General features: G+C 62.5%; 12 protein-coding genes. 5 read left to right on the forward strand and 7 right to left on the reverse strand.

Annotation, left to right across the window (positions count from 1 at the left end; all coding sequences use genetic code 11):
- Nucleotides 1–258 precede the first annotated feature (258 nt).
- Nucleotides 259–1971 carry a hypothetical protein gene (locus KVP70_RS12615; RefSeq protein WP_217942581.1) on the forward strand — a complete coding sequence of 571 codons (1713 nt, stop codon included), beginning with the start codon at nucleotides 259–261 and terminating at the stop codon, nucleotides 1969–1971.
- A gap of 192 nt (nucleotides 1972–2163) precedes the next feature.
- Here KVP70_RS12615 and KVP70_RS12620 read toward each other — a convergent pair whose 3' ends face one another.
- The 7 genes from KVP70_RS12620 to KVP70_RS12650 all read right to left on the reverse strand — a co-directional run bounded on the left by KVP70_RS12620 (nucleotide 2164) and on the right by KVP70_RS12650 (nucleotide 8847).
- Entirely contained in the window at nucleotides 2164–2472 is a 309-nt protein-coding gene (locus KVP70_RS12620) for a hypothetical protein (RefSeq protein ID WP_217942582.1), read from the reverse strand.
- Nucleotides 2462–2818 (reverse strand): hypothetical protein, encoded by a 357-nt coding sequence (locus tag KVP70_RS12625; protein ID WP_217942583.1) that lies wholly within the window; start codon nucleotides 2816–2818, stop codon nucleotides 2462–2464. Before KVP70_RS12625 ends, KVP70_RS12620 begins: the two co-directional genes overlap by 11 nt.
- A 45-nt stretch (nucleotides 2819–2863) precedes the next feature.
- The gene (locus tag KVP70_RS12630) at nucleotides 2864–4177 is read right to left on the reverse strand and encodes a hypothetical protein (protein WP_217942584.1); all 1314 of its coding nucleotides are present in this window, start codon (nucleotides 4175–4177) and stop codon (nucleotides 2864–2866) included.
- Nucleotides 4178–4313: 136 nt separating this feature from the next.
- A complete protein-coding gene (locus KVP70_RS12635; RefSeq protein WP_217942585.1) occupies nucleotides 4314–5297 on the reverse strand; it encodes a hypothetical protein in 984 nt (327 codons plus the stop codon).
- The gene (locus KVP70_RS12640) at nucleotides 5234–6160 is read right to left on the reverse strand and encodes a hypothetical protein (RefSeq protein WP_217942586.1); all 927 of its coding nucleotides are present in this window, start codon (nucleotides 6158–6160) and stop codon (nucleotides 5234–5236) included. Before KVP70_RS12640 ends, KVP70_RS12635 begins: the two co-directional genes overlap by 64 nt.
- A complete protein-coding gene (locus KVP70_RS12645; protein WP_217942587.1) occupies nucleotides 6153–6842 on the reverse strand; it encodes a hypothetical protein in 690 nt (229 codons plus the stop codon). The genes KVP70_RS12640 and KVP70_RS12645 overlap by 8 nt, the downstream gene beginning before the upstream one ends.
- A gap of 172 nt (nucleotides 6843–7014) precedes the next feature.
- Nucleotides 7015–8847: a glycoside hydrolase family 35 protein gene (locus KVP70_RS12650; protein WP_217942588.1), complete on the reverse strand. Its 1833-nt coding sequence runs from the start codon at nucleotides 8845–8847 to the stop codon at nucleotides 7015–7017.
- A 209-nt stretch (nucleotides 8848–9056) separates the two neighbouring features.
- Between KVP70_RS12650 and KVP70_RS12655 the strand changes: the two genes are divergently transcribed.
- The 4 genes from KVP70_RS12655 to cadA all read left to right on the forward strand — a co-directional run bounded on the left by KVP70_RS12655 (nucleotide 9057) and on the right by cadA (nucleotide 13851).
- Entirely contained in the window at nucleotides 9057–10103 is a 1047-nt protein-coding gene (locus KVP70_RS12655) for an ABC transporter substrate-binding protein (RefSeq protein WP_217942589.1), read from the forward strand.
- A 189-nt stretch (nucleotides 10104–10292) separates the two neighbouring features.
- The gene (locus tag KVP70_RS12660) at nucleotides 10293–11231 is read left to right on the forward strand and encodes a porin (RefSeq protein WP_217942590.1); all 939 of its coding nucleotides are present in this window, start codon (nucleotides 10293–10295) and stop codon (nucleotides 11229–11231) included.
- Nucleotides 11232–11243: 12 nt separating this feature from the next.
- Complete coding sequence (locus tag KVP70_RS12665) at nucleotides 11244–12014, forward strand: substrate-binding periplasmic protein (RefSeq protein WP_217942591.1); 771 nt, start codon at nucleotides 11244–11246, stop codon at nucleotides 12012–12014.
- Nucleotides 12007–13851 (forward strand): cadmium family heavy metal-translocating P-type ATPase, encoded by a 1845-nt coding sequence (gene cadA / locus KVP70_RS12670; protein WP_217942592.1) that lies wholly within the window; start codon nucleotides 12007–12009, stop codon nucleotides 13849–13851. Before KVP70_RS12665 ends, cadA begins: the two co-directional genes overlap by 8 nt.
- Nucleotides 13852–13854 lie beyond the last annotated feature (3 nt).

Here is a 13854-nt window from a genome sequence, read left to right on the forward strand (position 1 = left end):
CTTACTTACGCATGGCCAAGCTCAAACACCTGCCGTCCAATCCGCTGCTCGCCGCCGTGCCGCGCGAACATGGCGTTACGCGCCACTTCGCCTGATGTCAATTTCCACTGAAAACGGCATAGAGCCCTTTATGGTCGGCATTTTTTATGGGCTGGTGACCGTAATCAGCAGCTTGCCGCCGCCCCTATTGTCGACCAAGGTCGACTAGAATGACGGATGACCATGCAGGAATTTCAAAACGAGAAGTAAGGATATACAGTGGAAGCAAAGCAGTTCTTAGAGATTCTCATGCCAGCCGAGTCAGATTCTCTACAGGATAAAATCGTCGCCGAACAGCAGCATCTTCATCGGTTTCTGGTCAGTCAGCACACCTCCAATTCGATCGTCTTGTACGGAAATACAGACGCCGAAGGCGCTTCGTTGTATGTCACTTCAATACTGATTCCAAAGACAGAGGCGGACCTAACACGTCGTGGCCGCTATACGTCATGGAGTGGTAGTCCGTTCGACAGCCCCAGCTGCGGGTTGGTCTATGGCGGTGGATCCGGTCCACGGGTCGAATATAACGAACCACATAGCCATAGCAGGGATCCCAGTTTCCGAGGTGGAAAGAGACTGGTATTCGGCAGATCGTTTGAGGGTCTTCGTAATGCCAAGTCCTACTTCGAATTGAGCCAAGAGCTCACGAACGCGCACGGGCTTCACTGGGTCGATGAGCGCGATGCATGGTGTCGCCTCGACGATTCCGGCGACGTAGTCGAACTGGCAAAAGTGGATGCGATTGAGCTGCCAGGCGGACGTCACGCGGCGAAAACTGTCTCTCTAAATCGTGACCTACTCAATCTGCATATGGCGGCAACCGGGACCTGCTTGGTTCAAATGTTTGACTCCACCGTCACCCCGGCAGAATTTCATGGATTCGATGGCGGTCAAGAAAAGCAGTTCTGTGATCCTGCACGCACTCTCGTCATGAAGTACCGCTTGGATGGCAATGGGGCAAGCTACTTCAGGGGTGCCCAGGTTGTCTTCCCGCCACTGAGTGCAAAGAAGCTCGGCGAGAAAATCTACCTCGCAGGAAAGGCGCCCAAGCAATTTGCCAGTTTTGTCACGCAAGACTTCAAGAACAGCTGCATTGCAGACGTCAGCTGCGACCCTGACCAATTGGCCTCGTACTTTCAGCCAGAGTCGCCTTTGCCATTCCAAACGTCCCCGGTCTTCTTTAAGCCTGATGTGCTCGACAAATACAAGGCAGACCCAGACAAGTATAGCCTCGAGTCCCGCTCAATCAGTTGTCGGAATTCCTGGTCGCTGAGAACGTTTGACGTTAACGAAGCTGGCCAAGTCCATACTTTGATTCGCTACTTGGGTTATCTACCGTATGCAGAACAGCTTTATTGGACGTCGTTCAACGAACCGCCGAAGGCTTCGATATCCAAGCGCTCTTACGCGACGGACTTCGAGGGCACGTTCGATACTACGGCTGACGGTCTTAGATCGCTGAAGTCGACCCTGGATGACCTGGGCCGGCGGCAACCCGCTTGGTTCACACTGCATGAGAAAGCGCTGGTCGCTCAACTGCACTATCCGCTGACGACGTCCAACAAGACGTGGAACGACACGTTGATTGGAATGGCGAAGTGCGTGATCGAAGGGATGAAAAAATCGTATTTTGAAACGACTGCGAAGAAGCTGGGACGCGTTGGCGAACCAGGATGGGGATCATTAAAGTGGCTGCGAGAATGCTTGGTCGCCATGCAAGTCGATGTCGATCGCATTGAGGAGTTGGTGTCGCCGTTGGTTGAAATACAGCGGCTTCGATCCAAGCTCAGTGCGCACGCGGCAGGAAACGAGGCAGCGACAATTCGGCGAGATCTACTCAAACAATATGGTTCTCCTAAAGGACATATTGAAGACTTGTCCACGAAACTGCGCGCGTCTTTGGTAGCGTTGGACGAAATTTTCAAAGCATAAAAATTTGTAGCATGCCAGAGGCAAGGATACCGACGATGCCCATCGTTTCCGCTGCCGGGGTATGCCCACCCAGGCCGGTCCATAGCGCGCGGGCCAGCACGACGAGCCCGAACATCCCCATCACACACCCTTGGGCATAGGCCGTGCGACTGCGCCATATCGAGAGCCTGTTTCGGCCTGCACGCTACGGTGTCAATCCGCGTCGCGCGCGTCGACAGCGTCGATCGCCGACCAGGCTTCCGCATCCAACTCAGGGAACAGCACCTGACAGGCTCCCTCCCCTGCAACCTTGGGGATGCGGATGAATCCGGTGTCGTCCAGGAAGCCCTTGGCCACGCTGCCGTCCGGCACGCGTACCTCATACGCCGCATGTGCGATCGGCATATCATCTTCACCCAGCAGCTCTAGCTCGATCCAATGGGGGGGCGCCGACTGCTGCTTTCGCAGCGGACAATCCTGCACGGCCGACCCCACCCGCTTGTCGCTGAATTCATTGACCATCTGCCACCATCCTTGGCGGCCCGCCCGCCAACTCCGCAAAACGTCGCAGCTTATCTTGCGGCTCCACGCCCCAGGTGGTCAGTATCGACAACGCGGGCCGAGGCAGGTCGGGAGCGCAACTTCCAAAATGGTTCTTCAGCGTCGTGACCAGCGCCGCCACATCGCGCTCTGTTTCCAGGTGAAACGACTGTGCCAACGCCACGCCGGCTCGCACTTCCTGCAGCAGCGCGTCACCTTCCACCACGCCTGTCGCTGCGGCGCTGTCGGCCCTTTCCTCCAAGCCGGCGAGCTGCGCCCGCAACCGCCCGATGAAATTCTCGAGCGCCATCGCCTCCAAAACCTTCATCTGGTCTCTTCGCACAGTGAACATGCCGCTTCCCCGCTCTGTCGCTCAACAGTTAAAAGTCATCTGCTTGCCGCAGGTCACACAGGTGCGCACGTGGGCTGCGCCCGGCGCGCCGGTGTAGTGCCCGGCGTAGCGCGTGTGATTGGCCGCATCCCAACATAAGGCCACGTTGCCACGTGGACTAGCAGGGTCTCCCTGAATTGCATTCAGGTGCGCATTCTGGGACGTGTTGAAGCGATGTTGCCATCCGTGTGATTCATACAGACGCACCGCTGCCGGATGCGCATGCCCGACCCGTCCGAACTGCGCACTGGTCGATGCGTACCCGTGTTTATACGGCGCGACTCGCGTTACCCCATACGAGTACCCTATCTGGCCTGAGTTGACCGCACCGCCGCCCGCCGCCGCCAAGGCTCCGGCTACGGCAGCGGCACGGGTGTTCATGGGCTCCATCGCGGCCTCTATGACCTCAGCGGGAACGTTCAATCTGTGCGCCACCACGCCTGCTGCCGTATGCAGCGCTGCAAGCCGTAGCGTGTCTGCCTGCGTCGCCGGATATCCGGTGAAACCGGCCAGGATCGCGGCCGCATGCTGGACAGGGTCTACCGGCGGGTTAGCGGCGTGCCGACGCGTCAGACAGTTCGTCACCGTATTCACACACAGCGTATCGTCGAACCTGGCGAGATCCATCAGGTTCGCTGCGGTGGCGCTCGCCTCAGCGATGTTGTCCGCCACCACCGCCGGCAGGCCGCTCAGAATGACGTGCGCGTGCTGGCAGTCAGCATCGCGCAGCAACCCTGTTGCAGCCAGTTCCGCCGCGGTAATCGCCGCGTCGTGCCCCAGCGGCACCGAAACGGCCCGCACAAACGATCCCGGGTTGCACGCATCCGAGTGCGCCCATCCTGCGAGAATGGCCGCGGCGCCTCGGCGCCGGTAGTTGCCGAGCGCTGTGTGTGAGATGACCGCCGCCGCTGCCGTAAACGCTGCCCGCATGCGAAGGGCCTGGTTGGCGTTCAGCTGCATGGCTTGGGGGGCAACGGCATACGTGTCCAGCAGTCCATTCACCACCGCCGTCACTGCCGGGGCGACCAGCGCTGTCAGGGTTCCGACCGCAATCGCCGGGTACAGTGAGTTCCCCGCCGCTGCCGCCTGGTTCACGACATCCGCGATCCCGGCGGCCGCTTGTGCCGCAGCGCTGCGCGGGCTGCCCGGTGCCCACGGCATGGCGTCGGTCGTCAGGTATCCGCCGTCGCTCTGGATCGAGCCGTGATGGCCGGCCTGCATGCCCACCACCGCCGGCGGCGGGATGTCGTTTAGCGACGGTACGTCCCAGCAGAACGCATCGCCGCACAGCATCACAAACCGCTCGGTCGCGTGGTAGGGCGGAACTCCCGTCAACAGTTGCGGCGCGGTTCCGGGCCCCCACGCGGGGTGTTGTACCGTCCACACCAGCGCTGCCCATTCCGCTGGTTCGACCTTCGCGGCGCGCAGGGTGTCAAATGCTGCGGCAGCCGCGTTCGAGCGCGCCCTCCCCAGGGAGACACCCGCGGCTGCAATCGCAGTGACGGCGTCGTGAATGGCGTGCCCAGTTGCTATGCGCGTTGCGGCCCGGGGCGCCGCCGCGATTGCATACCACCGAAATGCTGCCACTTGCCGCGATTGGGATACCGGCCGCGGCGAGGCCAACCATGCCGCCATCGTCCACGCAGACAAACGCCGCCAGGCCGCCGCGGTTCGATGCGTCGCCATTGCAGCGTTCCACAAAGCCCCAGGGGAACCGCAGATGCCGCCGCGGTCCACCTCGTGGAAACAGGTATGCAATACCTCCCGCCGCAGTGATCTTCGCAATACGCTTGGTGGCGCGTGTTGAAGACAGCTCCTGCGGCAGAATCCAGCGCAATCCCCGGCTGTCGGGCATCTTGGAAATCATGTTCACATGGTCAGAGTCCATGGACGAGATAATGATGATTGGACGGGCGCAGAAACATAGATCCGGCAACGTTTCCACACCAAAAACGGTCGGGGCAAAGGCGTTGTTAATGGTCCATCCGAAATCGAAATACGCCACTATCCGGCCATTGCTGTCCGATATCATGTTCAGGCCGCCTTGCCCCACGTTCACCGCGCCTACAAACGGTCGGTGGGGACCCGCTGCAGCCATGGTGTTCGGCCCAGGGTGTCCACGGTAGGCCAGCGGTGCGGCAACCATCTCGCGCCGGTCCATTTTCGGCAGGCGCAGGCCACCCGTACCAGCTAACGCAGCGTACGGCTGCAACCCGGTCGTCAGTGATCGGAGTTCCGCGGCGGCCGCGGCAAGCCACTGCCGCGCCATACCCAGGCAGGGCAACATCCGCACCGCTTCCCAAAGCGCCATCTGGATCGATGACGTGCCTCGCAGCCACTCCCGCGCGTCCTTCAACGTCTGATAGAACGGGGCTCGGTCTGCGGCGCTTTTGATTGCGTACGGCCCCTTAAACATCTCGCCCCTCCGTTCTCGGGCGGCTCTTCCTCCATGTCCGCTGCGGGCTCTTCCTCTATGTCCGCCGCGGGCGGCTCATCCGGCGCGTCTAGGTTTACCTCAATGGCGGGGTCGCCGATTTCCGGCGGTTCGAAATTCGGAAAATTAATAGCTGTTAGAAACTCGTGATGCCCCGGCGTCAGTTGCCGCAGCCATCCCAACTGCGCCTGTGCGAGTCGTGCACGTCCGTCCTCCGCCGCCTCGTCGAAGAAAAAGAACCCATGCGTCTCTTCGTCCGGATCGTCGGGACGTTCCACCAGAATCAGCTCAAACCATTGTGCTTCCTTGGGACTATCGATCTTCGCCTGCCACAGATAGCTCGGGTCCACCAGGCACTCATAAATACCTTCCAAGGGGTTCATCTTTGCCAGGTCTGCGGCAAACCGCTGATGTACCGAAGACAGCGCATACCGAGCCGGGTGCGTCGACGCAGCCCATGCATCGTCGAACGATCTGCCCTGCAGGAATCGCGTGACCCACTCAAACCGTTCGTCGCGCTGCATCCCGTCGACCCGGCCGTCCACCCATTCTGCATCCACGCATTCAAACTGCAAGTACCAGTACGAGTGCGGGTCTTGCAACGTGCGCTCGTTCGTGGGGACGCCTTCGATGTTCTGCAAAAAACCGCAAAATCTGGGCGACTTGGCAAGCGTGTTCTCGTTCCAGCCACGGCGTACTCGCACCGTCTTCGGCGCGCGCTGCTTCTCTAAATCATTCAGAAACCGCTGCTCCAGTGCCTTTCTCGCCTCCTCCGGAGTCAACTCGCGGTACATTGGGGAGAGACTCTCGCGCAAACTCTGCCGCTTCGTTTTTTCTTTAGGCATTCGCCGTCGCCCTCCAATGTGTGTACTGCGCCTCGATCGCGTCAATGGTCGTCTCGTCCAGCGCAAAGGTCGGCTCCAGGAAGCGGTCCACCTGGAACGCGCCGATCGCCGCACGGATCTGCTCTTCCACCTCAGTTGCCTCGGACAGGTAGCCAAGGTTCAGCAGGTAGGCCATCGCCCCAGGGAGAGTCGACGCGGGTTGCAGCGCGCCCAACTGTAATTCATAGGTGTCGTCCCCGATATACAGAGTCGCGCTTTGCGCGCTTGGCGCAATCCACTCGTCAAGTAATCCATCCTGATCCGTCGTCCCGTCCCGGCGCTCGCCGTTCACCACAAGGATGTACGGCTGGTTCGCCATGACTTCGGAAATGTCGACCATGCGCAGCCGCAGCTTCTCCGGCACGCCTTTGCGGCGAAAGCGGTGGCGCCGGTTCACCGCGCACGCCTCTTCCTTTGCCTTGAGTGGGGGCACGGTGATCCGGTCGCCTTCCCGCAACACGTGTGCATCGCGGTGTCCCTGCAATACGTCCTTGTTCGCGGGCAGCTCCTGGAGAGTTTCCCAGAAGTGGCCGGTCGCCGCCGCAATTGCCCCCATGCACATCCCGCTGGTCACCACCTGGTCGCCGTCGCCTCGGGCGAGTTCCAGATGTTCGTCGGCGATCTTGGGTACGAACTGTTGCAACGGTCCATTCTGGCGCCTGTCTGCCGCCCCGCCGGAATCGCCGTCGCCGTTTAACGACTTGCCGCTGGCCGACTCGGACGTCGCACAGGTGGGGGCGCTTGTGATCCTCATGAGCCCATTATTGCAGCAAAAACCCCTCGGCACAATTAGCGTTGGCTGGCCCTAACCGGTATCAGCCTGGCGTGGCGAACACCGGGTCGCGCAAGCCCTGCACGCTGGGCGCCTCCGGCGCGCCATCCATGTCGAGGATGACGATTTCGTTGTCTCCCTTGCGCAGCCAAGGCGCCGGCAGGAACAGGCTTTGTTGCGGGCCTATGCGCCAGTAACGTCCGAGGTGGTGGCCGTTCACCCACACATGCCCCTTGCCCAAGGCGCGCGTGTCCAGGAAGGTGCTGCCCGCCGCGCTGCTGCTGAAATGACCGCGCCAGAATGTGGGGCCGCGTTTCGCCGGCGTACCGCGTGCAAAGCGCAGGCCAGACACATCCGCCAGCGGCAAGGGGAACACTTCCCAGTCCAGCAAAGGCTTGTCTGCCAGCGATACAGAACGTGTGAGCCCTTTTCGCTCGTCCGCCAACGTGGGGCCGAAATTCACCCGGCCCATGTTCTCTACCACGATGTCCAGCGTGCCGCCCGGCGCAAGGTCGAGCTCGGTCACATGTTCGTCGCGCCGGCGATCCAGTGTGGCGAAGGTGGCGCCGTCCGCCAGAACGTGGGCGTAATCGCGAACCGCCCCCAGATCCAGCTTGCCGGATGCGCCCTCGGCAAAACGTTTGCGATAAACGATCAAGCCGTAGCCCTGTCCATACGCCTCCATATTGCGCGCCAGGCGGGATGCGATCGGCTTGGGCAGCGTATCGACCAGCGCCACGGACTCGTCCAGCGCGAAGCGCGGCACGGCGATGGTGGCGGTCTGCGCCGGCAGGTCCGGCAGCCTTTCGCCCGGCGCCAGATGGCGCTCGATCGCGGCGCGGATGGCGTAGAACTTGGGCGTAGGCCGGCCCGCTTCGTCGATGGCGGCGTCATAGTCGTAGCTGGTGGTGTCCGGCTGATAGGTCGTGCCGTGGCTGTTGGCGCCGGGCTGCCAGCCGAAGCTGGTGCCGCCGTGCGCCATGTACAGATTGAAGGAGATGCCCTGCCCCAGCATCCAGTCCACCGCGTCGGCCGCCAGCTTGGGGCTGGTCTGATGGCGGCGCTCGCCCCAGTGGTCGAACCAGCCGGCCCAGTATTCGCCGGCCATGCGCGGCACGTTCTGGCGGAAGGCGGCCAGCTGCGCGAAGGCGTCCTTCACCTCGTCCACGGTGCCGTTGAAATTGACCACCGGCGTCAGACCGGGCAAGGTGCCGCGGTCGAGCAGCGTCGGGTCGGGGCCGTCGGAGGTGAACAGCGGCAGATCGAAGCCGGCGTCGATCAGCTGCTTCTGGATGGTGGCCATGTAGGCGTGGTCTTCGCCGTAGGAACCGTACTCGTTCTCCACCTGCGTCATCAGGATCGGGCCGCCGCGCGTGGACAGCAGCGGCGCCACCTCCTGCGCCACGCGCTTGAAGTAGCGCGCCGTCGCTTCGAGGAAACGCGGGTCCATGCTGCGCACCCTCAGGCCGGGCGTGCGCAGCAGCCAGGCGGGAAAGCCGCCGAAGTCCAGCTCGGCGCAGACATAGGGGCCGGGCCGCAGCACCACCGTCAGGCCGACCTCGCGCGCGGTGCGGATGAAGGCGGCCAGGTCCAGGTTGTCGCTGAAGTCAAAGCGGCCCGGCTCCGCTTCGTGCAGGTTCCAGAACACGTAGGTGGTGACGGTATTGAGGCCCATGGCCCGCAGTTGCTGCAAGCGCTCGCGCCACAATGCGCGGGGAACGCGGGCATAGTGCATTTCGCCGGCGCGGATGACGTAGGGCTTGCCGTCCAGCTCGAAGTGGTCTCCCGCCACGGAAAAATGCTGCGCCGCCTGGGCGCCCAGCGCCGTCAGCATGATGCCCAGTGCCGCCAGTCGCCTCATGTCCTTGTATTGCAAGGTAGTCTCCTCAAGTGATTGTTACTTTTCTTTTCGAAAGAACTAAAACGTAAACATAAGACCATAACGAAAGCTATGACGTCAAACACATTCTCATATCGAAAGTTACAACGTAATTTAACTTGCGATTGGAATGGCCACGGCATGTGCCCGGTCACGGCCCTTGAGCCGCCGAACGGAGTATCATGGCAATGACCGGAGGAATGTATATGAGCGAGCGCCGCACCATCATTGCATTGCCGCTGCTGATTGCGGGGCTAGTGGCATGGCCTCCGCTCGGCGCCGCCGCGCCGGTCAGGCGACTGCTGGTGGTTGATACGCAAAGGACCGAGCCCTATATCACCATCACCGGTGCGATGCTCGATGCGCTTGCAGGCCACGGCTTCGTAGCCGGGCGCAACCTGGAGATCGAACGCTATTCGCTCTCGCAGTTCGAGGGCGCGGCCACCCACATCTGGGAGCTCAAACACGGAGCGAGCTTTGACGTGGTGTACATCGCCGGCACCATCGCGGCCCAGGCGTTTGTGAAGATAGCGGCGGAGTATCCAAACAGCCGTTTCGTCTTCGCTTCCGTCACCGATCCGGTTGGCCTGGGAATGATCGGCGGCTTCGGCGTGGCGCCGACCCGGAATATGACCGGCGTTTCCTTTCCGGTGCCGGTCAAGGATCGCCTGCGCTTCGTACGCCGGCTGATGCCGCGCGCCCGCACCATAGGCCTGATTCATGGCGACATGCCGCAGTCGGCCAGCTATCGCGCATGGCTGGAAAAACTGCTGGCCGTCGACCCTGAGTTTAAGGACTTGAAGATCATCTACCGGAGCGTCAAGTTTGTCAGGGGTGACAACGGCACGCAACGCATGGCGATGCAAACAGTGCCGCTGATCGAAGAACTCAATAGCCAGGTCGACCTGTTTCTCGCGCCAAACGATCAAATGGGGATCAATCCGGAGTTTGCCCGCACGATGCTCAATTATGCGAACAAACCGCTGGTCGGCATCATCGAACCCGACGCCCGCGCGGGATGGGGGGCGACCATGTGCATGTACCCATCGCTGCCGGGCATGGGACAGCAGGCTGGAAAGATGATCGCCCGCCTGCTGGCCGGCGAGCCCATAGCCGCGATCCCGGCGGAAACCCCGGCCAGGATAGGCGTGGCCTTCGATTTCAAGCTGATCAAGCGCTTCGGGATTACGGTGCCCGCCGACTTGATGGATGCGGCGAAAGATTCCGTCGCGGTCAGCGAGGCGTCGCATTGATGGTGTCGTAAAGCCGGCGCGCCGCCGCCAAATAATTTACAGAATGCTTGATTCCCGTCACTACGCGGTGTAGAACGTTAATATTGTCTGCACTCAAGGCGTCCGCTCATGAAGGCGCCCTGCCCGTTTCTTAGCAGGAGAGATCGTGTGAAAACATGGCGAATTGTGCTGCTTCCGCTTGCTTGCATCATGCAGCAGGCCCTGGCCCAGAACGGCGTCAGCCTGTATGGCGTGCTCGATCTGGCCGTCGTCGCCGACCGCGATTCCGGCAAGTCGACCACCGCCGTCAACAGCGGCCAGCAGACCGCCTCCCGCTTCGGCATCAAAGGCAACGAGGAGCTCGGCGGCGGCATGCACGCCAGCTTCGTGGTCGAATCCCAGATCGAAGCGGACACCGGCAACCCATCGTTCGCCGGACGCCCTTTCGGCAGCCAGAGCTGGGTCGGACTGTCCGGGAGTTTCGGCAGCATCAAACTGGGGCGGATGTTCACGCCCTACTTCGGCGCCATCGCCACCAATGACCCGTTCGACGCCAAGGGACCGGGCGAGTCGACCCGCGTGTTCCAGGATTCCGGCGTGCGCATGGACAACACGGTAAAATACTCGTTGCCGGATCTGCATGGCTTCTATGCCGACCTGGCGTATGGCGCCGGCGAGGTGGCCGGCAACGCATCGGCGAACCGTCAGGTCAGCGCCGATGCCGGCTATGCGGCGGGACCGTTGAATGTCGAACTGGCGTACCACGACACCAATGACGCGCTCGGCGTCCGCGCCGCGCGCAGCACTCTGGTGGCAGGGAATTACGACTTCGGGCCGCTGCGTGGCTGGATGGTGCTGGCGCGCAGCCGCAACGGCGCCAGCCTCGACACCCGTGATACGCTGGTGGGCGTCAGCATCCCGTTTGGCCGCAGCCTGATCGCCGCCGACGTCGTGCGCAAGTCCGACCGCATCGTCCGCAACGCCAACGCCACCCAGTTGGCGCTGGGGTATTACTACACAATTTCAAAGCGGACCAATTTGTATGTCGTCAGTTCGAATTTACGCAACGGTAGCGCCGCAAGCTACCAGGCCGCGCTGCCGGGCGGCACGCGCCGGCTGGTCGCCGCTGGCATGCGCCATCAATTCTGAGCGGGGAACGCCATGAGTGCACGTCTACGCCTGGTCCCGCTGCTGCTTAGCACCTTGTTGGCGTGCCTATCGAGCCCGCTGGCGGCTGCGGACACGGTCCGCATGGCCTTCGGCGAGAAGATACCGCCGTTCTGTTTTCCCGAGACCGATTCCGGCATCGAAGTGGAAATACTGCGCGAGGCGCTGGCCTATCGCGGCCATGTCATGAAGCCGCACTACTACCCCTTCGCCCGCATCCCGGTCGCGTTCAAGGCCGGCGATGTCGATGCCGCCATGACCGATCTGGGCGAAGACATGGAGAAATGGGGCGCCTACTACGGCGATCCCGCGGTTTTCTACGACAACGTCTTCATCAGCCTGAAAGAGCGCCATCTGGACATCAAAACGCCAGAAGACCTGCGCGGCCTGACCGTCATTTCCTTCGCCGGCGCCGCCAAGCGCTATCCGGAATGGCTCGACGAGGTCAAGAAGGCCGGCCATTATTTCGAGCAGAACGACCAGGCGCTGCAAGTGCTCACGCTCGATCGCGGCCGCTACGACATCGTGCTCAGCGATCGCAATATCTTCAAGTATTTCACACTGCAACTGAAACTGAATAAAACCTTCCACCCCAAGGCCGTGGTGGAGCAAAGCTTTGTCAAGTTCAACCCGATGGACTACCGCGCCGTGTTCCGCGACAAGAAAGTGCGCGACGATTTCAACGCCGGCCTCAAGCACCTGAAAGACAGCGGGCGCTTCAACGCGATCTATCAGAAATACCTGGGCGACGGCAAGGGTGGCTAGCGCAAGCCATGACGGCCTGTCTGGCGAAAAAACCGAACTCATCTTTGCCATGCTGGCCGGCGCATGCACGCTGGCGGGCTGGCTGGGCACGTGGTGGCCGATCGGCCCCGACTGGCTCGCCACGGCGCTGTTCGGCGCCGCCTACCTGTGCGGCGGCTACTTCACCACCCGGGAGGCGCTCGACAATCTCCTCGCCCGCCGCTTTGAGATCGACACACTGATGCTGGTGGCCGCCGCCGGCGCCGGCGCGTTGGGCAAGTGGGGCGAAGGCGCCTTGCTGCTGTCGCTGTTTAGCCTGGGACATTCGCTTGAACATTTCGCCATGGGCCGCGCGCGGCGCGCGATCGAGGCGCTGGCCAAACTGGCGCCCGAAACGGCTTGCGTCAAACGCGGCGACCGGCTTGAGCAAGTCGCCGTCGAAGCCTTGAAACCGGGCGACCTCGTGCTGGTCAAGCCCGATGAGCGCCTGCCCGCGGATGGCGTCGTCGTCAAGGGGACGTCCAGCGTCAATCAGGCGCCGGTCACCGGCGAAAGCGTCCCGGTCGACAAGCAGCCCGTGGCCGACGGCCATGCCGCGATCGCGGCCTTCGGGCGGGTGGCGGCAAACCACCGGGTATTCGCCGGCACCATCAACGGCGCGGGGGCGATCGAGGTCATGGTGGCCCGCCTCGCCGCCCAGTCGACCATGGCGCGCGTGGTCCAGATGGTGGCCGAAGCAGAGGCCCAGCGTTCTCCCACACAGCAGTTCACCGACCAATTCGAACGCCGCTTCGTGCCGGCGGTGCTGGCACTGGTGGTCGTACTGATGTTTGCGTTCATGGTGGTCGACGAGCCGTTCGCCGCCAGCTTCTATCGGGCCATGGCCGTGCTGGTTGCGGCCAGTCCTTGCGCACTGGCCATTTCGGTGCCCAGCGCGGTGCTGTCCGGCGTGGCCCGCGCCGGACGTGGCGGCGTGCTGGTCAAGGGCGGCGGGCCGCTGGAAAACCTCGGCAGCCTGACTTGCATCGCCTTCGACAAGACCGGCACGCTCACCGCAGGCAAGCCGACGCTCACCGATGTCATCGTGGCCGACGTCCGCAGCATCACCGGCCGCGGCATCCAGGCCGCCGTCAACGGCGAGGCCGTCTACATCGCAAAACCTGTGCTGTTCGCCGAGATCAAGCTCCCATCCCTGCCCGCCGCGCTGGTCCAGGCGAACGCCCAGCTGGTGGCCTCCGGGCGCACCACGATGGCGGTCTTGAAAGGCGACCGTTTCCTGGGCGTGGTGGGCGTGATGGATACGCCAAGGGCCGCGGCCGCAGCGGTGATGGCCAGCCTGCGGGCGCTGGGCATCGAACGCCTGATCATGATTTCCGGCGACAACCAAATGGTTGCCGACGCGCTCGCCCGCATGGTCGGCCTGGCCGAAGCGCGCGGCGACCTGATGCCCGAGCAAAAGGTCGAGGCCATCAAGCGCTTGCGTCAACAGCACGGCAAGGTGGCCATGGTCGGCGATGGCGTCAACGACGCCCCGGCGATGGCGAACGCCAGCGTCGGCATCGCGATGGGCGCCGCCGGATCGGATGTGGCGCTCGAAACGGCCGACGTCGCACTGATGGGCGACGACCTCGGACGGCTGCCGTTCGTGGTCGGCTTGGCGCGCCAGAGCAGCCGGACTATCCGGCAAAACCTCTGGCTCAGTCTGGGCATGGTCGCCGTGCTCGTCCCTGCGACCATCTTCGGCTTGAACATCGGCACGGCGGTCCTGTTCCATGAGGGCTCGACCGTGCTGGTGGTGATCAACGCCTTGCGCCTGCTGGCCTACCGGGACCAGCCCGGCGCCCCGGCCGCGCCCTGAAAA

It is taken from the genome of Duganella violaceipulchra (assembly GCF_019166075.1).
Taxonomy (GTDB): domain Bacteria; phylum Pseudomonadota; class Gammaproteobacteria; order Burkholderiales; family Burkholderiaceae_D; genus Rugamonas; species Rugamonas violaceipulchra.